Here is a 20,821-nt window from a genome sequence, read left to right as displayed (position 1 = left end):
GCTACTCGCCGAGCTCCCGGAACTCGAGCGCCGAGGCATCCGCCGTCTCGGCCGTCACGCTCGCGAAGGCGTCGAAGCCGTCGGCGGTGACCCGGTCGAGCAGCGCGCGGAAGTTCTTCACCCGGCGCTCGAGCCGGACGCGGACGCCGGAGGCGACGAGCTCGCGCTTGATCGCGAGCAGCCGCTCGGCCGGCACCGCGCCGTCGTGCACGAGGACGACGGCGCGAGGGCGGCCGGCGTCGCGGAGCTCCAGCAGGTCGACGATGCGCTCGAAGCCGATGGAGAAGCCGCACGCCGGCACCTCCTGGCCGAGGAAGCGGCCGATCATGCCGTCGTAGCGTCCGCCGCCGCCGAGCGAGTAGCCGAACTCGGGGTGCGCGATCTCGAAGATCGTGCCCGTGTAGTAGCCCATGCCGCGCACGAGCGTCGGGTCGAACTCGATGGCCGCGCCCGGCAGCGCCTCGCGGAGCGCGCGGAGCTCGGCGTAGGCGTCGAGGTCGAGCCAGGCGGGCGGCGGCGCGACGCCGTCGTGCAGGTGCCAGTCGGCGGTGGTGAGCCCGTGCAGGGCCTCGGCGACGGCGTCGGGCGAGGCGACCGCACCGGTCTCGACGAGTTCGGCGGCGACGCCGTCGACCCCGATCTTGTCGAGCTTGTCGACGGTGATGAGCGCGCGCTCGCGCAGCTCGGCGGGCACGCCCCAGGCGGCGAGGATGCCGGCGAGGATGCGCCGGTCGTTCAGGCGGATGGTGCAGCCGGCCAGGCCCAGTGCGTCGAGCGTCGCGACCGTCGCCGTCAGCAGCTCGAGCTCGGCGAGCGGGGTGGCGTCGCCGATGATGTCGATGTCGCACTGCACGAACTGGCGGTAGCGCCCCTTCTGCGGGCGCTCGGCCCGCCAGACCGGCGCGATCTGGATGGAGCGGAACACGGGCGGCAGGGCCGCCCGGTGCGTCGCGTAGAAGCGGGCGAGCGGCACCGTGAGGTCGTAGCGCAGGCCGAGGTCGGCGAGCGAGAGCGGGTCGCCCGCGGCGGCCGCGGCACTGAGCTCCGCCTCGCCGAGGCCGCGCTTCATCACCGCGAAGGCGAGCTTCTCGTTGTCGCCGCCGAGGCCCGCGTGCAGCCTCGAGCTGTCCTCCATGACCGGCGTCTCGATCTCGTCGAAGCCGTGCGCGGCGTACACCCCGCGGATGACGCCGAGCGCGTGCTCGCGACGGGCCTTCTCGGCGGGCAGGAAGTCGCGCATGCCGCGCGGAGGCGTGACGGTCTGGGCCATGCGCCCATTCTTCCAGGCGCGGGCGGGTGCCCGCGTCGCCCGGGCGGCTAGCGCGGTTCGGTCTGCGCGGATGCCTCGGCCGCCCGCACCTCGGCGGTGAAGTCCCGGACGGCGCCGCGCAGCGCCCGCTCGGCGTCCAGGCCGCGGTCGCGCGCCTCGGCGACGAGCCGAAGCAGCGCCTCGCCGAGTTCGGCCTCGTCGGCCGGGAAGGAGCCGCCGGGGAACGACTCGCCCGGGGACGACTCGCCCGGCACCGGCGCGCTCGGGGCATCCGCCCGCGGGCTCGGCACGACGCCCGCCTTCTCGGCCTTCGTCAGCACCTTCGCGGCGAGCGCGAGCGCCGGCATGCCCATCGGCACGCCGTCGAGCACGCTCGTGCGGTGCGGCTTCTCGTCGGCCTTCAGCTCGTCCCAGAAGCCGACGACGTCCTCGGCGGTCTCCGCCTCGCGGTCGCCGAAGACGTGCGGATGCCGCGCCACCATCTTGGCCGTCATATGCCGCGCGACGTCCTCGAGGTCGAAGTCCTCGCCCGGGGTGTGCGCGGCGAGATCGGCGTGGAAGAGCACCTGGTAGAGCACGTCGCCGAGCTCCTCGATCATCTCGGCGCGGTCGCCCGACTCGATCGCGTCGATGAGCTCCCAGCACTCCTCGACGAGGTACTGCACGAGCGACACGTGCGTCTGCTCGGCGTCCCAGGGGCAGCCGCCGGGAGCGCGCAGCAACGCGACCGTGGCGATGAGCTCGTCGAGGGCGGGGTGGGCGGCGGCGGTCATGCGCCCAGCCTAGGCGGGCCGGCGGCGGGCGGGCCTAGTGCACGACCGCGAGCAGCACGCCGACGCCGATGAAGAGGCTGCCGAACAGCCGGTTCACGATCCGCTGGCCCCGCGCGGAGGCGGTGAGCCGGCGCAGGCCCTGCGCCGCGACCGCGAAGAAGCCCCACATCACGATGACGTCGACGATCACCACGGTCGCCCCGACGACGAGGTACTGCGGCAGCAGCGGCAGGCCGGGGCGGATGAACTGCGGCAGGAAGGCCAGGAAGAACACGATCGCCTTCGGGTTCAGCAGGTTCACCCACAGCCCCCGCCGGAACATCGACCAGCGCGACTCGCCGCGTGCCGGGGCGGTCGGCGAGGCATCCGCCTCCGCCTCCGCGTCCGCCTCCCCCGGTGCGGAACCGGGCTCGGGCGCGCTGCCCGGCTCGGGCGCGCTGCCCGGCTCGGGCGCGCTCGGCTTCGCGAGGATCTGGCGGATGCCGAGGTACACGAGGTAGGCGGCGCCCGCGTAGCGGATGATCTCGAAGAGCACGGGCGAGCCGGTGACGAGCACCCCGACGCCCGCGGCGACGATCGCGATGTGCACCACGAGGGCGGCCTGCTGACCGAGGATGCCCCAGATCGAGCGGCGGAAGCCGACCGTGAGCGAGTTGCCCATCGTGTTGATCGCCCCGGCCCCCGGCGTGAAGCTGATCACGAAGCAGGCGGCGAGCAGCGTCGCCCAGAGCGAGAGGGTCACCGCCCCAGCGTAGGGGCCGCGCAGCCCCTGCACGGTAGGATCGTTCGCGGAGTGCCGGGAAGTCTGGTCGGCGAATGAGATCGAAGACCGTACGAAAGGCTCGCATGAACCTCCTCCGATCCGAGCGCTGGGCCGCCGTGCTCCTGCTCGTGGCCGCCGCCCTCGGCCTCCTGCTCGCGAACACCTCGGCGGGCCCCGGCCTCCTCGCGCTGAAGAGCGAGCACCTCGAACTGCCGTGGCTCGGACTGGACCTCTCGATCGGCCACTGGATCAGCGACGGACTGCTCGCGATCTTCTTCTTCATCGTCGCGGTCGAGCTGAAGCGCGAGCTCGTGATCGGCGAGCTGAACAGCCTGTCGAAGGCCCTGCTCCCGGCGATCGCCGCGGTCGGCGGCGTCGTCGTGCCGGCCCTCATCTATCTGGCGTTCACCGCGGGCAGCCCCACGGCCGACGGCTGGCCCATCCCGACCGCCACCGACATCGCCTTCGCGCTCGGCGTGCTCGCCGTGTTCGGCACCTGGCTGCCGACCCGGGTGCGGGTGTTCCTGCTCGCCCTCGCCGTGCTCGACGACCTCATCGCGATCCTCATCATCGCCTTCTTCTTCACGAGCGACGCCGACCTCGCCTCGCTCGGCTTCGCCGGCATCGCGATCGCCCTGTTCGGCGCGGTCAGCCGCATGATGAAGCCGCGGTCGGCGTGGATCCTCGCGCGCCGCCCGCAGTGGCCCGTCGTGGGCGTGCTGATCCTGCTCGGTGTGCTCGCCTGGTACTTCGTGTACCAGTCGGGGGTGCACGCGACGATCGCGGGCGTCGCCCTCGGCCTCGTCATGGCCCGTCGCCCCGGGGGCCGCGCCGTGCACACACTCGAGCCCTGGTCGAACGGCGTGGTGCTGCCGCTCTTCGCGCTGTCCGCGGCGATGGTCGCGGTGCCGCAGCTGAGCCCCTCGCAGCTCGACCCGGCGTTCTGGGGCATCCTCGTCGGCCTCCCGGTCGGCAAGATTGTCGGCATCCTGATCGGCGGCGGCATCGGAGCGCTCGTGGCGCGCCGGCGCGACAGCACGCCGCTCACCTGGGGCGATCTGCTCGTGGTCGGCGCGCTGGGCGGCATCGGCTTCACGGTGTCGCTGCTCATGAACGAGCTCGCCTTCGCCGGGCTGCCCGAGGTCGCCGACGAGGGCACGCTCGCGGTGCTGCTCGGCTCGGGCATCGCGATCGTGGTGTCCGCTGTCGCGGTGTCGCTGCGCTCGGCGCAGTACCGGCGCCGCGGCGCACGGGCGGGCGTGGGCGGAGCATTCTCCCGATGAGCGCGGCCGAGCTGCCCGACGACGGCCTGCCCGACGGCGCCGAGCCGGCGAGCGCGCACCTGCGCGCGGAGCTCCGCCCCCGTCGGCTCCGGGGTCTCGGCAAGCTCGTGCACACCGTGCTGCTCGTCGCGGGCGAGGCGACGAGCCTCGGCGGCCCCTCGGTCGCGGAGCTCGTCGTGGTGCGCACCGATTCGGCGGCGCCCGTCATCCGCACGAAGGCCGGTTCGCTCGTCGAGGCCGACGGGCTGCTGCAGCAGATCCGACTCGACCTGGAGACCATGACGGTCGCGGAGTTCCTGGCCGAGTGGGGCCATCTGAAGCCCTAGGCCTGCTCAGCCCTGCTCCTCGGCTGCATGCGTGGCCACCGCCGCGGGAGGAGATTCGCACCTCGGGAGGACCCGATCCCTCGAGGCATCCTCCCTCGGCGACGATCTCCTCCCGGCCCGAGCCGCGTGGGCCCCCTGGCCCTGCTGCTCAGCCCTGCTCAGCCCTGCTCGGTGGGCGCCGGCGTCTGCTCGAAGATGTTCGCCACGAGCCGGGACACCCACTCGATGAGGTCGCCGTCGCCCGGCGCCTCGCCGCCCGGCGTTGGGAACGGCACGAGGATCACGTCGTTCTGGGCGAAGTGCTTCGCTCCCGGGTACAGCCGCTCGAGCCGCACGCGCCGGGAGTCGGGGATCTTCGCGGGCGCGATGCGCAGCTTCGAGCCGGTCGCGATGACCTCGGCGAGCCCGGCGAGCTGCGCCTGGCGGCGCAGCCGCGACACGGCGACGAGGTGCTCGACCGATTCGGGCGGCGTGCCGTAGCGGTCGACGAGCTCCTCGAGGACCTGGTCGATCTGCCCCTCCTTCGAGGCCGGCCCGCTCGCGGCCGAGAGCTTCTGGTAGGCCTCGAGCCGCAGCCGCTCGCTGTCGACGTAGTCCTCGGGGATGTGCGCGTCGACGGGGAGCTCGAGCCGCAGCTCGGTCTGGCCCTCGGCGACCTCGCCGCGGAACGCCGACACGGCCTCGCCGATCATGCGCAGGTAGAGGTCGAAGCCGACGCCCGCGATGTGGCCCGCCTGCTCGGCGCCGAGCAGGTTGCCGGCGCCGCGGATCTCGAGGTCCTTCAGCGCGATCTGCATGCCGCCGCCGAGTTCGTTGTTCGCGGCAATCGTGGAGAGCCGGTCGTGCGCGGTCTCGCTGAGCGGCTTGGACGGGTCGTACAGGAAGTAGGCGTACGCGCGCTCGCGGCCGCGCCCCACCCGGCCGCGCAGCTGGTGCAGCTGCGAGAGGCCGTACTTGTCGGCGCGGTCGATGATGATCGTGTTCGCGTTCGAGATGTCGAGGCCGGTCTCGATGATCGTCGTCGAGACGAGCACGTCGAACTTGCGCTCCCAGAAGTCGCTCACGATCTGGTCGAGCGTGTGCTCGGGCAGCTGGCCGTGCGCGACGGCGATGCGCGCCTCGGGCACGAGCTCGGCGAGCTGGGCTGCGACGCGGTTGATCGACGAGACCCGGTTGTGCACGAAGAACACCTGGCCCTCGCGCAGCAGCTCGCGGCGGATGGCGGCTCCCACCTGCTGCTCGGAATACGGGCCGACGAAGGTGAGGATCGGATGGCGGTCCTCGGGCGGCGTCGCGAGGGTCGACATCTCGCGGATGCCGGTGACGGCCATCTCGAGCGAGCGCGGGATGGGCGTGGCGCTCATCGCGAGGATGTCGACGTTGGTCTTGAGCTTCTTCAGGGCGTCCTTGTGCTCGACGCCGAAGCGCTGCTCCTCGTCGATGATCATGAGCCCGAGGTCTTTGAACCGCACCTTCTCGGTCAGGATGCGGTGGGTGCCGATGACGAGGTCGACGGTGCCGTCGGCGAGTCCCGCGATGGTCTCGCGCGCCTCCTTGTCGGTCTGGAAACGGCTGAGCGCGCGCACGTGCACCGGGAAGCCGGCGAAGCGCTCGGTGAAGGTCTCGAGGTGCTGCTTCACGAGCAGCGTCGTCGGCACGAGCATGGCGACCTGCTTGCCGTCCTGGATCGCCTTGAACGCCGCGCGCACGGCCACCTCGGTCTTGCCGAAGCCGACGTCGCCCGCGAGCAGTCGGTCCATCGGGATCGGCCGCTCCATGTCGGCCTTCACCTCGTCGATGGTCTGCAACTGGTCGTTGGTCTCGGTGTAGGGGAACGCCTCCTCCAGCTCGTGCTGCCACGGCGTGTCCGGGCCGAAGGCGTGGCCCTTGGCGGCCATCCGCGCCGAGTAGAGCTTCACGAGCTCGACCGCGATGTCGCGCACCGCCTTGCGCGCACGGCCCTTGGCCTGTGCCCAGTCGCTGCCGCCCATCTTCGAGAGCGACGGCGCCTCGCCGCCGACGTAGCGGCTGAGCAGGTCGAGCTGGTCCATCGGCACGAACAGCCGGTCGCCGGCCTGCCCGCGCTTGGACGGCGCGTACTCGAGCACGAGGTACTCGCGCACCGTGGTCGGCTGCTGGGCGATGCCGGCCGAGCGGCTCGGCCCCTTCGGCCGGGTGCCTGTGGCGACCTCGCGCTGGACGAGCTCGACGAAGCGGCCGATGCCGTGGGTCGCGTGCACGACGTGATCGCCGGGCTTCAGCTGGATCGGGTCGACGACGTTGCGGCGGCGGGTGGCGAGCTTCTTGCCCGCGCGCTGGTCGTAGGCCGCCGACCGCCCGTAGAACTCGGCCTCGGCGAGCAGGCCGAGCTTCGCCTCGGGTACCTCGAAGCCGCGCGCGGCCTCGGCCTGTACGAGGAGGACGACCCCGGGCTCGGGCTCGGCCGGCACCTCGTCGACGATCCGGGCGGCGAGCCCCGCCTCGGCGAGCACGTCGCGGGCGCGCTCGACGAGGCCCTGCCCTGCGGCGGCCACGACGAGCGACCAGCCCTCGCGCATGCGCTCGGCGACGTGCTCGACGGCGCCCGTCACGTTGCCCTGAAAGCTCGGCACGGCGTTCGCCGCGATGCGCACGTAGCTCGCGTCGTGCTCGACGTCGTCGGCGGCCTCGCCGGCGTCGAAGGGCGACAGCGTCCACCAGACGCGCGCGAGGTCGGGCTCGCCCGGCGCAGTGCCCTTCGACGGGCTGAGGGAACCAGTGGCGGCGTCGCGGAGCTCGCGCAGGGTCAGGAAGTCTCCCGCGTCGAGGTCGATGGGCGCGCCGGCGCCGACGGTGGCGGCACTCCATGCGGCGGCGAGGAACTCGCGATTGGTCTCGGCGAGGCTCGCGGCCCGGCCGGCGACGCGCTCGGGCGCGATGACGGCGATCGCCGACTGGGCGGGCAGGTAGTGCGTGAGCGGCACGAGTCGTTCGGTGAGGGCCGGGGCGAGCGACTCCATGCCCTCGACCGGGATGCCCTCGGCGATCTTCTCGAGCATCTGCGAGAGGCTCGGGAACTCGTGCACCATCTCGCGCGCCCGCTGGCGCACGGCGGGGGTGAGCAGCAGCTCGCGGCTCGGTGCGAGGTGCACGCGCTCGACGGGCTCGGGCAGCGAGCGCTGGTCGGCGACGGAGAAGGCGCGGAGTTCCTCGATCTCGTCGCCGAAGAACTCGACGCGCACCGGGTGGTCGGCCGTCGGCGGGAAGACGTCGAGGATGCCGCCGCGCACGGCGAACTCGCCGCGGCGGGCCACCATGTCGACGCGCGCGTAGGCGAGGTCGACGAGCCGCAGCGAGAGCTCGGAGAGGTCGTAGCCGCGCCCGCCCGCGACGAGCTCGATGGGCTCGAGCTCGGCGAGGTTGTCGGCGATGGGCTGGAGGGCGGCGCGCACCGAGGCGACGACGACGAGCGGATGCCGCTCGCCCGCGCTCGCGCCCCACTCGTGCAGGCGGCGGATGGCGTGCAGCCGTCGCCCGACCGTCTCGGCGCTCGGCGAGAGCCGCTCGTGCGGCAGGGTCTCCCACGCCGGGAACTCGAGGAGCTCGGCGTCGGCGGGCAGATAGGGGGCCAGCGAGCCGCGCAGCGACTCCCCCTCGCGGCTCGTCGCCGTCACCACGAGCAGCACCGGGGCGAGCCCCGCCGCGCTGCGGCGTTCAAGGAGCCCGGCGAGCAGCGGCTCATCGAGCCCCGCCGGAGCCGAGAAGTCCGCGCTGCGCTGGGCCTCCTGGAGGGCGCGTTCGATCGTGGAGGCGCGCGAGAGCGCCGTGTTCAGACCCTGCAGACTCACCGGAGAAGTCTACGTCCCGCCGCCGACACGACGGCCGGTCGCGGCATCCGTCGTCCGCCGTCCGCGGTGGTGCCGGATACGATTGGCGCGGCCCGACGGAAGGACCCCACGCATGATCATCGCCGCCGCAGACGGCTCCGCCCTCGGCAACCCCGGCCCGGCGGGCTGGGCCTGGTACGTCGCCGACGACTGCTGGGCGGCGGGCGGCTGGGCGCACGCCACCAACAATCAGGGCGAGCTGACCGCCGTGCTCGAGCTGTTCCGCGCGACGGCGCACCTCGACGAGGAGCTCCTCGTCAAGTGCGACAGCCAGTACGTCATCAACTCGGTGACGAAGTGGATGCCGAACTGGAAGCGCAAGGGCTGGCGCAAGTCCGACGGCAAGCCCGTGCTGAACGTCGAGCTCCTGCAGCAGATCGACGAGGCGATCGCCGGCCGCCGCTACCGCTTCGAGTGGGTGAAGGGCCACGCCGGCCATGCGCTCAACGAGGCCGCCGACGCGCGCGCCCGCGCGGTCGCCGAGGCGTACCGGCGCGGCTCCACCGTACCGGCCGGTCCCGGCTGGTCGGGGGCGTGCGAGGCGGATGCCGCGGCGGCCGTCCCGGTGCTCGCGCCGGCCGAGCCGAGCGGTGCCGTCGAGGCGGCCGAGACCGTCGAGTCCGTCGAGTCCGTCGAGGAGGAGATGCCCTCGCCGCACGACGACCGCTCCCCCGCCGACGCCACCCTCTTCGACTTCGACGACCCGGCGTCCGACTGGCTGGCGATGACGCTCGAGCTCACCGCCGACGAGCACGCGAGGCTCCTCGAGCGCGCGCGGGCGGCGGGGATCAGCCCCGAGGAGTTCCTGCGCGGGCTGATCTAGCGCGCGACGCGGCTCAGCGCAGCGCAGCTCAGCTCGGCGAGTGGAAGCGCTGCTGGGCGGCGAGGAGGCCGTCGTCGGCGATGGCCTCGACCGCGTCGGCCGCGTCGGCGAGCAGGTTCGGCAGGCTCTGCCGCTCGGTGCCGGAGAAGTCCTTGAGCACGAAGTCGGCCGGGTCCTGCCGGCCGGGCGGCCGGCCGATGCCGACGCGCACGCGCAGGTAGTCGGCGCCGAGCGCCTTCGAGATGTCGCGCAGCCCGTTGTGTCCGCCGTGGCCGCCGCCCTGCTTGAGCCGCACCGTGTCGAACGGCAGATCGAGCTCGTCGTGCACGACGATGAGCCGCTCGGCGGGGACGTCGTAGAACTTCGTGAGCGCCGAGACCGGGCCGCCCGAGGTGTTCATGTAGCTGTTCGGCTTCGCGAGCACGAGCTTGGGCCCGCCGGGGCGCAGGAAGCCCTCGGCGACGCGCGAGGGCGTCTTGTGGCTCTTGAACGCCGTACCCAGCCGTCCGGCGAGCTCGTCGAGCACCATCTGGCCCACGTTGTGCCGATTGCCCGCGTACTGCGCGCCGGGGTTGCCGAGGCCGACCACCAGCCAGGTGTGCTGCGCCACCTCGGGATCCTCTCGTCCGCGCCGCCGGAACCACGCCATGCCGCGCTCCGATCAGGTCCATCGGGCCGATCGGCCCGATGTCCGAGCGTACCGGACGACCACCTCCCGGCCGGAACGACGAGGGCCCGCCGCGATCCGGGGATCGGGCGGGCCCTCGTGCGTGGCTCGGAGCTTACTCCGCGGCCGCCTCCTCGGCGGGGGCCTCGGCGGCCTCCTCGCCCTCGGCGGTCTCTTCGACGTCGGCGGCCTTCTGCGGCACGTGCACGTTCACGACGAGCGCGTCGGCGTCGCTGATGAGCGAGGCGCCCTTCGGCAGCGTGACGTCCTTCGCGTGGATCTGGGTGCCCTCCTCGAGGCCCTCGACCGAGACGACCACGTTCTCGGGGATGTGGGTCGCCTCGACCTCGAGGGTCAGGGTGTGCGAGTCGAGGTCGGCGACGGTGCCCGCAGCCGACTCGCCCTCGAGGTGCACCGGCACCTCGACCTGGACCTTCTCGCCCTTCTTCACGACGATGAGGTCGAGGTGCTCGATGATCTGCAGCACCGGGTCCTTCTGCACGTCCTTGACGAGCGCGAGCTGGCTCTTGCCCGAGATCTGCAGGTCGAGCACGGCGTTCGCCTTGCGCACGATGAGGCCGATCTGGTGGGCGGGCAGGCTCACGTGCACCGGCTGGGTGCCGTGGCCGTACACGACGGCGGGGATGCGGCCGGCGGCGCGGAGCTTGCGCGCCGCACCCTTGCCGAACGAGTCGCGCTCGAGCGCTTCGACCTTGTTGTCTTCGTCCATGATGGTTCTCCTTGCGGGCTCACGCTGCTGCGCTCCGGGGTGGTGCACTCTGCCGGCCCAGATCTGGGGTCTGTTCTCTTCAACTCGAACGCGCGGCACCCGTGGGGTGCGCGTGAGGAATCGCCGTGAGTCGCATTCGACCGCGTCGATCACGGATGCCTCGAGCCGACTCTCGCCCGCTCGCGGCCTCCCTCGCCGAAGTTCGATCGCCCAGTCTACCCGATGGCCGCTCCCCGCCGAACCGCTGCGTCGCCGGACGTCGCGCGGAACACCGCGCCCGCTCCGCGCACTACGCTGAGAAGACCCCACTTTCCCGTTCCGAGGAGAATGCCTTGCCTGAAGCCGTCGCGAACATCGGAGTCGTCGGACTCGCCGTCATGGGTTCGAACCTGGCCCGAAACCTGGCCAGCCGGGAGGGCAACACCGTCGCGGTGTTCAACCGCTCCCCCGAGCGCACCCGCACCCTCGTGAGCGAGCACCCCGAGGCGGGCTTCGTGGCCGCCGAGAGCTACGACGAGTTCGTCGCCTCGCTCGCGACGCCGCGCACCGCGATCATCATGGTGCAGGCCGGCCGCGGCACCGACGCCGTCATCTCCGAGCTCGTGAGCCGCTTCGAGCCCGGCGACATCATCGTCGACGGCGGCAACGCGAACTTCCACGACACCATCCGCCGCGAGGGCGAGATCAGCCCGACCGGCATCCACTTCGTCGGCACCGGCATCTCCGGCGGCGAGGAGGGCGCGCTGAACGGCCCCTCGATCATGCCCGGCGGCACCGCCGAGTCGTACGAGACGCTCGGGCCGATCCTCGAGACGATCGCCGCCCGCGCCCCCGAGGACGGCGCCCCCTGCGTCACCCACGTCGGCACCGACGGCGCGGGCCACTTCGTGAAGATGGTGCACAACGGCATCGAGTACGCCGACATGCAGCTCATCGCCGAGGCGTACGACCTGATCCGCCAGGGCACCGGCAAGTCGCCGGCGGAGATCGCCGACATCTTCGCCGAGTGGAACACGGGCGAGCTCGAGAGCTACCTCATCGAGATCACCGCAGAGGTGCTGCGCCAGGTCGACGCCGACACCGGCGCGCCGCTCGTCGACGTCATCCTGGACTCGGCCGGCGCGAAGGGCACCGGCGCGTGGACCGTGCAGAACGCGCTCGACCTCGGCGTCCCCGTCTCGGGCATCGCCGAGGCCGTCTTCGCCCGCAGCCTCTCCTCGCAGCGCGCCCAGCGCGAGGCCGCCGCCTCGCTGCCCGGCCCCGACGGCGGCTGGGCCGTCGCCGACGCCGACGCCTTCATCGAGGACGTCCGCCAGGCGCTCTACGCCTCGAAGATCATCGCCTACTCGCAGGGCTTCGACGAGATCATCGCGGGGGCCGCCCAGTTCGGCTGGGACGTCAAGAAGGGCGACATCGCCCGCATCTGGCGCGCCGGCTGCATCATCCGCGCCCGCTTCCTGAACCGCATCGCCGAGGCCTACGCCGAGGACCCCGAGCTCGTGGCCCTCGTCGTCGCGCCGTACTTCCGCGACGCCGTGGCCGGTGCGCAGCAGGCGTGGCGCCGCGTGGTCGTGGCGGCGGCGCAGGCCGGCATCCCCGCCCCCGCGTTCTCGTCCTCGCTCGCCTACTACGACGGGCTCCGTGCCGAGCGCCTGCCCGCCGCCCTCGTGCAGGGTCAGCGCGACTTCTTCGGCGCGCACACCTACCAGCGCGTCGACAAGCCGGGCGTGTTCCACACCCTCTGGTCGGGCGACCGCAGCGAGATCGAGACGACGCCCTCGTCGCACTGATCGCATGACGCCCCGGCGAGCCCGGCCCTGCTGCACGCGGGCCGGGCTCGCGGCCGTTAGGCTCGCGACGACCCGCGACGCACACCGCAGACACCGCCGAGGAGGCCGCGCATGCCGGAACCCCGCTGGAAGCAGGAGGGGCAGGACCCCGACTACCGCTTCTCCCTCGCGAACGAGCGCACCTTCCTCGCCTGGATCCGCACGGCGCTCGCCCTGATCGCCGGCGGTGTGCTGCTGCACGAGTTCGCCGCTGGCATCGGGCCGCGCGCGCTCGTCACGGTGCTCTCGGTCGGCCTCGGGGTCGCCGCCGCGGGCCTCGGCCTCCTCTCGTACGTCCGCTGGCGCAGCAACGAGATCGCGATGCGGCACGACCGGCCGCTGCGCTTCAGCTGGTCGCTGCCGGTGCTCGCGGGCGTGTGCCTCGTGACCTCCGTCGTGCTCACGGTGTTCCTGATCCTGCCGTGAGCGCCGTCATCCGCGACCCGGGGCTGCAGCCCGAGCGCACGGCGCTGTCGTGGACGCGCACGGCGCTCGTGGTCGCCGTGAACGCGCTGCTCGCGCTGCGCACCGGGCTCGTCGCGGGCGAACCCTGGCTCGTGGTGACGGGCACGGTGCTGTTCGTGACGGCCGGCGCGGTCGGCGCGGTCGGCGGCATCCGCCGCCGCGAGCTCAGCGCGGGCCGCTACGCGCCCGCCCCCTGGCTCATGCTCGCCGTCTCGGCGGCGACGCTCGCCGCGGCTGCAGCCGGCATCGCCTCGGTGTTGGCGGGTCCCTGAGCGAGGGGCGCCGCGCGGGCGCGCTGCCTCGCTCCCAGCCGCGGATGCGAGACTGGATCCCATGGTCCCGCGCGACCTCGAACCCCGCCACCCCGCCGAGCCCGGCGAGCCGGGCCCCCGCGGCCCGCGCGACTGGGACGAGGTGCCCGCCGAGCTCGCCTTCGCCGACGACGATCCCGCGCCCGAGGGACCGTCCCGCTGGGAGCGCCGCCGCCGGGTCATCCGCTTCACCGTCGTCGTCGCGCTCGTCGCGATGCTCGCCCCCATCGTGCTCTCGACCGTCTCGGTCGCGCAGTCGAGCGCGGCGCGCAGCTGCGCCGTCATCGTCTCGGCGTACGACCGCGACGCGGCCGGCTCGCACGTCGCGCTCGAGCTCTTCGGTCCGGGCGGAGCGGGCTGGATCTGCTACGCGGATGCCGCGGGCGAACCCCGCCCGGTCGCGAACCTCGGCCTGCTGCCGGGCGCGCCGTCCCGCGTGCTCGGCCCCGACGAGGTGCCCGCGTAGCTCGCGCCGCGTAGGCAGCGCCGCGAAGCTCGCGCCGCGCACCTCGCGCCTCGCGCTCAGTCCTCCGGCGCGTCGCCGTCCGGGAAGACCCGCTTGTACTTGCGCCCGTCGGGCAGCTCCACCGTGCGCGACGCGAGCTGACCGCGGCTCACCCGCAGATAGATCGCCTGCGCCGTGACGCCGAGCTTCGCCGCGGCCTCGGCGACGGAGAGGCCGGGCAGTTCGCTCGGCCGGCTCGAGGGCCGCTCGCGCTTGCGCTTGCGACTCGCCTCGCGCCGCTCGGCGATCGCCGCGTCGTCGCCCGCCCAGCGCTGCTTCGCGGCGCCCTCGCTCAGCCCGGCGGCCGCCGCGACCTCGGCCCAGTCCGCCCCGCCGTCGCGAGCCTCGCGCACCGCGGCGAGCACGGCCGGCTCGGCCTCGAGCGCGCGCAGCAGCCGTCGCACGGCGCGGACGCGGTCGAGCGCCGCCGGGGCATCCGTCTGCGTCTCGCCCGCGTCGAGGGCCGCGAGCGCGTCGAGCGCCGCTCTGGTCTCGCCGTCGAGGAACCCCATCGAGCGATCCCGCGTCAGCCCTGGCCCGCCTCGGCGTTGATGAGGCGCGTGCGCACCTCTCGCCGGACGACCTTGCCGATGAGCGAGCGCGGCAGCTCGTCGACCGCGACGACGCGCTTGGGCACTTTGTACGGCGTCAGCTGGTCGCGCGCCGTCTGGCGGATGCCGGCCTCGTCGAGCTGCTGACCCGGCTTCAGCACGACGACGGCGACGACCTGCTCGCCCGAGTGCGCGTCCGGCATCCCGATCACCGCGACGTCGGCGACCGAGGGGTGCGTGCGCAGCGCCTCCTCGACCTCGCTCGGCGCGACGTTGAAGCCGCCTGTGATGATGAGCTCCTTGATGCGGTCGACGATGCGCACGAAGCCTTCGTCGTCGATCGAGACGATGTCGCCCGTGCGGAACCACGGCGCGCCGCCGCCGGGGTCCTCGACGAAGACCGCGGCGGTCTCGTCGGGCTTCTTCCAGTAGCCGGAGAAGACCTGCGGGCCGCGCACGACGAGCTCGCCCTCGGCGCCGGCCTCGACGTCGCGCGTCGGCTCCTCGGGGTCGACGACGCGGCACTCGGTGCCCGGCAGCGGCAGGCCGACGGTGCCGGCCTTGCGGTTCGGCGCGACGGGGTTCGCCATCAGGACCGGCGAGCACTCCGAGAGCCCGTAGCCCTCGACGAGGTAGCCGCCGGTGGCGGCCTCCCACGGCTCGACGACGGCGGGCGAGAGCGGCATGGCGCCGGAGATGGCGATGCGGATGCCGGTGAGCGGCACGCCTTCGGCGGCCGCGGCGGCGGTGAGCCGCTCGTAGATCGGCGGCACGGCCGGCAGGAACGTCGGCGGTCGGCGCTTCACGACCTTCAGCACGAGGTCGGGGTCGAACTTCGGGAAGAGCACGAGCCGGGCGCCCATGCTCATCGCGAAGGTGAGGCAGAGGGTCAGCCCGTAGGCGTGGAACATCGGCAGCACGGCGTAGACGACGGCACTGCCCCGGGGGATCTCGGGAACCCAGCTGCGCGACTGCGCCGCGTTCGCGATGAGGTTCGCGTGACTCAGGGTCGCGCCCTTCGGGCTGCCGGTCGTGCCGCTCGTGTATTGGATCAGGGCGACGTCGTCGACCTCGGGCGCGATGATGTGCGCGTCGATGGGCTGCGCCTCGACCAGCTCGGGCCACGGCACCGTGCCGCGCACCTTCGTCGTGAGCGCGGCCCGGGACTCGCGGGCCTTCGCGATCGGCAGGCGGAGCGCGAGGCGCGTGCCGAACGGCATCGCCCGGGTCGGGTCGACCGAGACGATGTGCGCGAGCTTCAGGTCGGCGGGGAACGCCTGCAGGGTCTCGACGACCTTGTCCCAGGCGATGACGACGCGCGCCCCGTGGTCCTCGAACTGGTGGCGCAGCTCGCGCGGCGTGTACAGCGGGTTGTGCTCGACGACGATGCCGCCGAGGCGGAGGACGGCGTAGAACGCGACGATGTGCTGCGGGCAGTTCGGCAGCACGATCGCGACGGGGTCGCCCTTCTGCACGCCGAGGAGGCGCAGGCCCTCGGCGGCCCGCTCGATCTCGGCACCGAGCTCGGCGTACGTCGTCTCGCGCCCGAAGAACTCGAGCGCGACGTGCTCGGGGTACGTCTCGACCGAGTGCCGGATGAGGTCGTAGAGGGAGCCCTCGGCGGCGGGGAGGTCGTCGGGCACGCCCTCGGCGTAACTCGCGACCCAGGGCCGACCCGGCAGCGCCGGGCGCCCGGCCGCCGCCTGCTCGCCGGGCTCGGCCATCAGGCCGCGCCGTCGAACATGCTCGTGACCGAGCCGTCCTCGAAGACCTCGTGGATGGCGCGGGCGAGCAGCGGCGCGATCGGCAGGATCGTGAGCCGGTCCCAGTGCTTCTCCGCCGAGATCGGCAGGGTGTCGGTGACGACCACGCGGTCGATGAAGTCGGACTGCAGGATCTCGACGGCCGGGTTCGAGAACACGGCGTGCGTCGCGGCGACGACGACGCCGATCGCGCCGGCCGCCTTGAGCGCCTCGGCCGCCTTCACGATCGTGCGGCCGGTGTCGATGAGGTCGTCGACGAGCAGGCAGACGCGGCCCTTCACGTCACCGACGATCTCGTGCACCGAGACCTGGTTGGGCACGAGCGGGTCGCGACGCTTGTGGATGATGGCGAGCGGGGCGCCGAGCTTGTCGCTCCAGATGTCGGCGACGCGCACGCGGCCCATGTCGGGCGAGACGACCGTGAGGGTCGCGGGGTCGAGCGAGTTCTTGAACTCCTCGAGCAGCACCGGCATGGCGAAGAGGTGGTCGACGGGGCCGTCGAAGAAGCCCTGGATCTGCGCCGCGTGCAGGTCGACCGACATGATGCGGTCGGCGCCGGCGGTCTTGAACAGGTCGGCGACGAGCCGGGCGGAGATCGGCTCGCGACCGCGGCCCTTCTTGTCCTGACGCGCGTAGGGGTAGAACGGGGCGACCACCGTGATGCGCTTGGCCGAGGCCCGCTTCAGCGCATCGACCATGATGAGCTGCTCCATGAGCCACTCGTTGATCGGCGAGGTGTGCGACTGGATGACGAAGGCGTCGGAGCCCCGAACGCTCTCGTCGTAGCGGGCGTAGATCTCGCCGTTCGCGAAGGTGCGGGCATCGGTCGGCACCAGCTCGGCACCCAGCTCGTGGGCGATCTGCTCCGCGAGCTCCGGATGCGCGCGCCCCGACACCAGCACGAGGCGCTTGGATCCGGTGGTCTCGATACCCGACATGTGTTCGTCCTCTCAGCCGGTCCGGCCTCGTGTCACTCGGCGTCGGCCGCGGCGGCCGTGCCCGCGGCCTCGGCCGCCTGAGCGGCCGCGGTCCCGGCACGATGCGTCGTGACCCACCCCTCGATGTTGCGTTGCGGTGCGACGTTCACGGCGAGCGCTCCGGCGGGGACGTCCTTTCGGACGACCGTTCCGGCGCCCGTGTAGACGCCGTCTCCAATGGTAACGGGCGCGACGAACACCCCGTGCGAGCCGGTGCGCACGTGCGAGCCGATCTCGGTGCGGTGCTTGTTCACGCCGTCGTAGTTGGCGGTGATCGAACCGGCGCCGACGTTCGACTGCTCGCCGATGCGGGTGTCGCCGATGTAGCTCAGGTGCGGCACCTTGCTGCCGCGGCCGATCTCGGCGTTCTTCGTCTCGACGAAGGTGCCGATCTTGCCGCCGTCGCCCAGCACGGTGCCGGGGCGGAGGTACGCGAACGGCCCGACCTCGGCCCCCGCGCCGATCACGGCGAGCGTGCCGTCGGTGCGCTTGACGTGCGCGCCGGCGCCGACCTCGCAGTCGACCAGGGTGGTGTCGGGGCCCACGACGGCGCCGGTCGCGATCGCGGTCGCGCCCTTCAACTGCGTGCCGGGGCGGATGGTGGTGTCGGCCTCGATCGTCACCGCGAGGTCGATCCAGGTGGTGGCCGGGTCCTCGATCGTGACGCCGTTCAGCTGCCAGCCGCGCACGATGAGCGCGTTCAGCCGGGCCGCCGTCTCGGAGAGCTGCGCGCGGTCGTTGATGCCCGCCACGAGCCACGGCTCGGACACGGGCACGGCCTCGACCTCGCTGCCTGCCTCGCGGAGCAGCTGGATGACGTCGGTGAGGTACTTCTCGCCCTGGGCGTTCTCGGTCGTGAGGTTCGCGAGCTGGTCGCGGAGCGCGGCGGCGCCGAAGGCGTAGATGCCGGCGTTGATCTCGGGGATGGCCCGCTCGACCTCGCTCGCATCCTTCTGCTCGACGATGCGGTCGAAGGCGCCGGCGGCGCTGCGGACGATGCGGCCGTAGCCGTGCGGGTCGTCGTAGATCGCGGAGAGGACGGAGGCCGCGGAGCCCGTGTCGCGGTGCTGCGCGAGGAACGCGGTGAGCGTGTCGGCGTCGAGCAGGGGCACGTCGCCGTTCAGCACGAGCACCTCGCCGGTGAAGTCGGCGGGCAGCGCGGCGACGGCCTGCTCGACCGCGCGGCCGGTGCCGGGGATCTCGTCCTGGTCGACGATCGTGGTGCCCGGCAGCTCCGCCTCGATGGTCTCGGCGACGCGGTCGCGCTCGTGCCGCACGACGGCGAGCACGTGCGCGGCGTCGAGCGCCCGCGCGGTGCGCAGCACGTGCCCGACGACCGGCGAGCCGGCGAGCGGGTGCAGCAGCTTCGGGGTCGCCGACTTCATGCGGGTGCCCTGTCCTGCCGCGAGGACGATGATCGCGAGGTTCTGATCGCTCATGCTCCGCCACCAGGATTCGAACCTGGGCCTCACAGCTCCAAAGGCTGTCGTGCTGCCGTTACACCATGGCGGACCGCGCCGCGGCGTGCCGATGCGCGCCATCAAGTCTGCCACGGCGCGCGCCGCGGCATGACGGTCAGCGGGGTGGCGGCATGACGGCCAGTGGCGCCGCGGCGCGAGCGGGGTCGCGCCGCGGGCGATAATGGCCGGATGACGCACGCGGACGAGGTGGATCGGATCGTCGCCGACTGGGAGCGGGAACGCCCGGACCTCGACTTCTCACCGCTGCAGGTGCTGTCCCGGGTCGCCCGGCTGTCGAAGCACCTCGACCGGGAGCGCAAGCAGGCCTTCGCCCGCTCGGAGCTCGAGTCGTGGGAGTTCGACGTGCTCTCCGCGCTCCGCCGCGCGGGTGCGCCCTACCGCCTCTCGCCGAAGGCGCTGCTGCAGCAGACGCTCGTCTCGAGCGGCGCCATGACGAACCGCATCGACCGGCTCGTCGCCCGCGGGCTCGTCAGCCGGCAGACCGACCCGCACGACGGCCGAGGCATCCTCGTCGAGATGAGCCAGGCCGGGCTCACCCGGGTGGATGCCGCGATCACCCGCCTCGTCGACGCGGAGGCCGAGCTGCTCGGCAGCCTGCCGCCCGCGGAGCAGAAGCGCCTCGCCGGGCTCCTGCGCAAGCTCATCGTGAGCTTCGAGGAGCCCGCCTAGGCGTCGTCCGCCGTCCTGGACGCCTCCGCGAGGACGACCTCCGCGAGATCGGCCGCCCGGCTCCACATGGGCCAGTGCCCCGTGGGGAGCTCGACGAGGTCGAAGCCGTCGAGCTTCGCGAGCTCGGCGAACATGGGATGCCCCGCCCGCACCAGCTCCCGCAGCTGCTCGCCGGGGATCGAGCAGCACACCAGGGTCGTGGGGACGCCGTGCCGCGCCTCGTTGCGGAGCGCGACGGGCTGACGGAGCACGGGGGCGGGCTGCGGCACGGCCCTCGCTCGGAACCGCTCGAGGTCCGCGGCGCTCAGCCCGTCGAGGCTCGCCTGCTCGCCGAGTTCCGCGAACGCCGGCAGCGGCAGCTCGTCGAGCTCGTCCGGGAATCCGGGGGCGAACGCGCTGCCGTCGGCCACGGGCCCGGAGTCGACCCAGACCACCCGGGCGACGAGCTCGGGGTGACGGTCGAGCACGAGGCTCACGGGCGCGTTGGCCCCGCTGTGGGCGACGAGGACGACCGGGCGGTCGCCCTGCTGCGCGATCGTGTCCAGGATCGCCGCCGCCTGCTCGTCGAGCGTCCTCGACGCGCGCTCGGGGTCGGCTCGGTCGAGACCGGGCAGCGTCAGCGCGACGGCGCGGGCGCGGTCGGCTCCGAGGTGGGCCAGGACGTCGTCCCACGCCCAGGCGCCCAGCCAGTGGCCGGCGACGAGGACGATGGTCGGGTGATTCGCAGTGGTGGTCATGCGTCCACCCTCCCAATCCCGACGGACACCGGCGTGTCACTATTTCTGACATGAATTCGATTCCTTCCGGACCGTGCTGAGACCGGGACCGTGAAGCGCGCCGAACGCCTGCACGCCCTGTCCGAGATGCTGCGCCGCAGCGGTGCCCGCGGCGTCTCCGCCGACCGCCTGGCCCGCGAGTTCGAGGTGTCGGTGCGCACGGTCAAGCGCGACCTCGACGCACTGGAGCGCAGCGGCGCGCCGGTCTGGTCCCGGCCGGGCCCGGGCGGCGGCTACGGGCTCGCCGAGTACGCCACGCTGCCGCCGGTCACCCTCTCCCCCGCGCAGGCCGTGGCGCTCCTCGCGGCGGCCTCCGCCGCAACCGACGCCCCGTACGCCGACCTGGCGGCCGCCGGCATCCGCAAGATCCTCGACGTCCTCGACCCGCGGACCCGTGCGCGGGCCGAGGAGCTCGCCAACCGCATCTGGGTCGATGCGCTCCCGCCCGCTTCGCGCGCCGTCAGCTCGGCGCTCGAGGAGGGGCTGGCCGAGCAGCGGGTGGTCCGCATCCACTACACCTCGGCGGACGGCACCACGACCACCCGCGACGTCGAGCCCGTGCTGTTCGCGGCCACGAACGGTCGCTGGTATCTGGTGGGCTGGTGCCGGCTGCGCGACGCGATGCGCTGGTTCGCCGTGTCGCGCGTCGAACGGGCCAGCGTCACCGCGATCGCCTGCACCGGCCACACCGTCGAGGAGGTCGGCGAGCCGCCGGAGCACGCCAGGCCGGTGCACGGCCGCCTCGCCTGACCACGCCCCCAGCCCACCTCCGCCACCTCCGCCACCCACCCCGCCCACGCCATCCCACCGACTTGCCCGACGTTCATGAAAGTCGGGCAACTCGGATCCACCCCATGACGTGCCCGACGTTCATGAAAGTCGGGCAACTCGGATCCACCCCATGACGTGCCCGACGTTCCTGAACGTCGGGCACGTCGATGGGCTGCAGTTCCGTTTTGGGGATGCTTATCGTTCACGGGTGCAGGGTCGCAA

At 72.9% G+C, this 20,821-nt stretch carries 20 protein-coding genes and 1 tRNA gene; 9 read left to right on the top strand and 12 right to left on the bottom strand.

Annotated features, from left to right (window positions below; translation table 11 throughout):
- Position 1: 1 nt before the first annotated feature.
- Genes hisS through ACFWE1_RS08920 form a run of 3 tightly spaced genes read right to left on the bottom strand, consistent with a single transcriptional unit; the run spans position 2 to position 2,785 of the window.
- Complete coding sequence (gene hisS / locus ACFWE1_RS08930; RefSeq protein WP_376933130.1) at positions 2-1,270, bottom strand: histidine--tRNA ligase; 1,269 nt, start codon at positions 1,268-1,270, stop codon at positions 2-4.
- A gap of 47 nt (positions 1,271-1,317) precedes the next feature.
- The gene (locus tag ACFWE1_RS08925; protein WP_376933129.1) at positions 1,318-2,043 is read right to left on the bottom strand and encodes a MazG family protein; all 726 of its coding nucleotides are present in this window, start codon (positions 2,041-2,043) and stop codon (positions 1,318-1,320) included.
- Between the two features lie 34 nt (positions 2,044-2,077).
- Positions 2,078-2,785, bottom strand: a complete 708-nt coding sequence (locus tag ACFWE1_RS08920) for a LysE family transporter (protein ID WP_376933128.1) — start codon at positions 2,783-2,785, stop codon at positions 2,078-2,080.
- A gap of 104 nt (positions 2,786-2,889) precedes the next feature.
- Here ACFWE1_RS08920 and nhaA point away from each other — a divergent pair, with 104 nt between their 5' ends.
- The gene (gene nhaA / locus ACFWE1_RS08915) at positions 2,890-4,089 is read left to right on the top strand and encodes a Na+/H+ antiporter NhaA (protein ID WP_376933127.1); all 1,200 of its coding nucleotides are present in this window, start codon (positions 2,890-2,892) and stop codon (positions 4,087-4,089) included.
- Positions 4,086-4,415: a hypothetical protein gene (locus tag ACFWE1_RS08910; protein WP_376933126.1), complete on the top strand. Its 330-nt coding sequence runs from the start codon at positions 4,086-4,088 to the stop codon at positions 4,413-4,415. Before nhaA ends, ACFWE1_RS08910 begins: the two co-directional genes overlap by 4 nt.
- A gap of 158 nt (positions 4,416-4,573) precedes the next feature.
- On the opposite strand, the gene mfd is transcribed toward ACFWE1_RS08910, so the two are convergent.
- A complete protein-coding gene (gene mfd / locus ACFWE1_RS08905; protein WP_376933125.1) occupies positions 4,574-8,242 on the bottom strand; it encodes a transcription-repair coupling factor in 3,669 nt (1,222 codons plus the stop codon).
- A 112-nt stretch (positions 8,243-8,354) separates the two neighbouring features.
- On the opposite strand from mfd, the gene ACFWE1_RS08900 reads away from it, so the two are divergent.
- Positions 8,355-9,104, top strand: a complete 750-nt coding sequence (locus ACFWE1_RS08900; protein ID WP_376933124.1) for a ribonuclease H — start codon at positions 8,355-8,357, stop codon at positions 9,102-9,104.
- 28 nt (positions 9,105-9,132) lie between these two features.
- On the opposite strand, the gene pth is transcribed toward ACFWE1_RS08900, so the two are convergent.
- Both pth and ACFWE1_RS08890 read right to left on the bottom strand, forming a co-directional pair.
- Entirely contained in the window at positions 9,133-9,753 is a 621-nt protein-coding gene (gene pth, locus ACFWE1_RS08895; protein WP_376933123.1) for an aminoacyl-tRNA hydrolase, read from the bottom strand.
- A gap of 133 nt (positions 9,754-9,886) precedes the next feature.
- Positions 9,887-10,501 (bottom strand): 50S ribosomal protein L25/general stress protein Ctc, encoded by a 615-nt coding sequence (locus tag ACFWE1_RS08890; protein WP_376933122.1) that lies wholly within the window; start codon positions 10,499-10,501, stop codon positions 9,887-9,889.
- A 377-nt stretch (positions 10,502-10,878) separates the two neighbouring features.
- Between ACFWE1_RS08890 and gndA the strand changes: the two genes are divergently transcribed.
- The 4 genes from gndA to ACFWE1_RS08870 all read left to right on the top strand — a co-directional run bounded on the left by gndA (position 10,879) and on the right by ACFWE1_RS08870 (position 13,572).
- Positions 10,879-12,291, top strand: a complete 1,413-nt coding sequence (gndA, locus tag ACFWE1_RS08885) for an NADP-dependent phosphogluconate dehydrogenase (RefSeq protein ID WP_376933494.1) — start codon at positions 10,879-10,881, stop codon at positions 12,289-12,291.
- Between the two features lie 111 nt (positions 12,292-12,402).
- A complete protein-coding gene (locus tag ACFWE1_RS08880; protein ID WP_376933121.1) occupies positions 12,403-12,756 on the top strand; it encodes a YidH family protein in 354 nt (117 codons plus the stop codon).
- A complete protein-coding gene (locus ACFWE1_RS08875; protein WP_376933120.1) occupies positions 12,753-13,067 on the top strand; it encodes a DUF202 domain-containing protein in 315 nt (104 codons plus the stop codon). Before ACFWE1_RS08880 ends, ACFWE1_RS08875 begins: the two co-directional genes overlap by 4 nt.
- Positions 13,068-13,128: 61 nt before the next feature.
- On the top strand, positions 13,129-13,572 hold the full coding sequence (locus tag ACFWE1_RS08870) for a hypothetical protein (RefSeq protein WP_376933119.1): 444 nt from the start codon (positions 13,129-13,131) through the stop codon (positions 13,570-13,572).
- 56 nt (positions 13,573-13,628) lie between these two features.
- Here the strand turns inward: ACFWE1_RS08870 and ACFWE1_RS08865 are convergent, their stop codons facing one another.
- The 5 genes from ACFWE1_RS08865 to ACFWE1_RS08845 form a co-directional block, all read right to left on the bottom strand.
- Complete coding sequence (locus ACFWE1_RS08865) at positions 13,629-14,123, bottom strand: hypothetical protein (RefSeq protein ID WP_376933118.1); 495 nt, start codon at positions 14,121-14,123, stop codon at positions 13,629-13,631.
- Positions 14,124-14,137: 14 nt separating this feature from the next.
- Positions 14,138-15,886 carry a long-chain-fatty-acid--CoA ligase gene (locus ACFWE1_RS08860; RefSeq protein ID WP_376933117.1) on the bottom strand — a complete coding sequence of 583 codons (1,749 nt, stop codon included), beginning with the start codon at positions 15,884-15,886 and terminating at the stop codon, positions 14,138-14,140.
- Positions 15,886-16,863: a ribose-phosphate diphosphokinase gene (locus tag ACFWE1_RS08855; RefSeq protein WP_376933116.1), complete on the bottom strand. Its 978-nt coding sequence runs from the start codon at positions 16,861-16,863 to the stop codon at positions 15,886-15,888. Before ACFWE1_RS08855 ends, ACFWE1_RS08860 begins: the two co-directional genes overlap by 1 nt.
- Positions 16,864-16,895: 32 nt before the next feature.
- Entirely contained in the window at positions 16,896-18,341 is a 1,446-nt protein-coding gene (gene glmU, locus ACFWE1_RS08850; protein ID WP_376933115.1) for a bifunctional UDP-N-acetylglucosamine diphosphorylase/glucosamine-1-phosphate N-acetyltransferase GlmU, read from the bottom strand.
- 1 nt (position 18,342) lies between these two features.
- Positions 18,343-18,414: transfer RNA gene (locus tag ACFWE1_RS08845), tRNA-Gln, on the bottom strand.
- A 137-nt stretch (positions 18,415-18,551) separates the two neighbouring features.
- Here ACFWE1_RS08845 and ACFWE1_RS08840 point away from each other — a divergent pair.
- Positions 18,552-19,052, top strand: coding sequence for a MarR family winged helix-turn-helix transcriptional regulator (locus ACFWE1_RS08840; protein ID WP_189086583.1), 501 nt, complete (start codon positions 18,552-18,554; stop codon positions 19,050-19,052).
- On the opposite strand, the gene ACFWE1_RS08835 is transcribed toward ACFWE1_RS08840, so the two are convergent.
- Positions 19,049-19,789 (bottom strand): alpha/beta fold hydrolase, encoded by a 741-nt coding sequence (locus tag ACFWE1_RS08835; RefSeq protein WP_376933114.1) that lies wholly within the window; start codon positions 19,787-19,789, stop codon positions 19,049-19,051. The genes ACFWE1_RS08840 and ACFWE1_RS08835 overlap by 4 nt on opposite strands.
- A 90-nt stretch (positions 19,790-19,879) precedes the next feature.
- Here ACFWE1_RS08835 and ACFWE1_RS08830 point away from each other — a divergent pair, with 90 nt between their 5' ends.
- Positions 19,880-20,578 carry a helix-turn-helix transcriptional regulator gene (locus ACFWE1_RS08830; protein WP_376933113.1) on the top strand — a complete coding sequence of 233 codons (699 nt, stop codon included), beginning with the start codon at positions 19,880-19,882 and terminating at the stop codon, positions 20,576-20,578.
- Positions 20,579-20,821: the final 243 nt, after the last annotated feature.

Source organism: Agromyces sp. NPDC060279 (genome assembly GCF_042726785.1).
Lineage (GTDB): Bacteria > Actinomycetota > Actinomycetes > Actinomycetales > Microbacteriaceae > Agromyces.
This window is presented reverse-complemented; position numbering and strand designations above follow the sequence as displayed.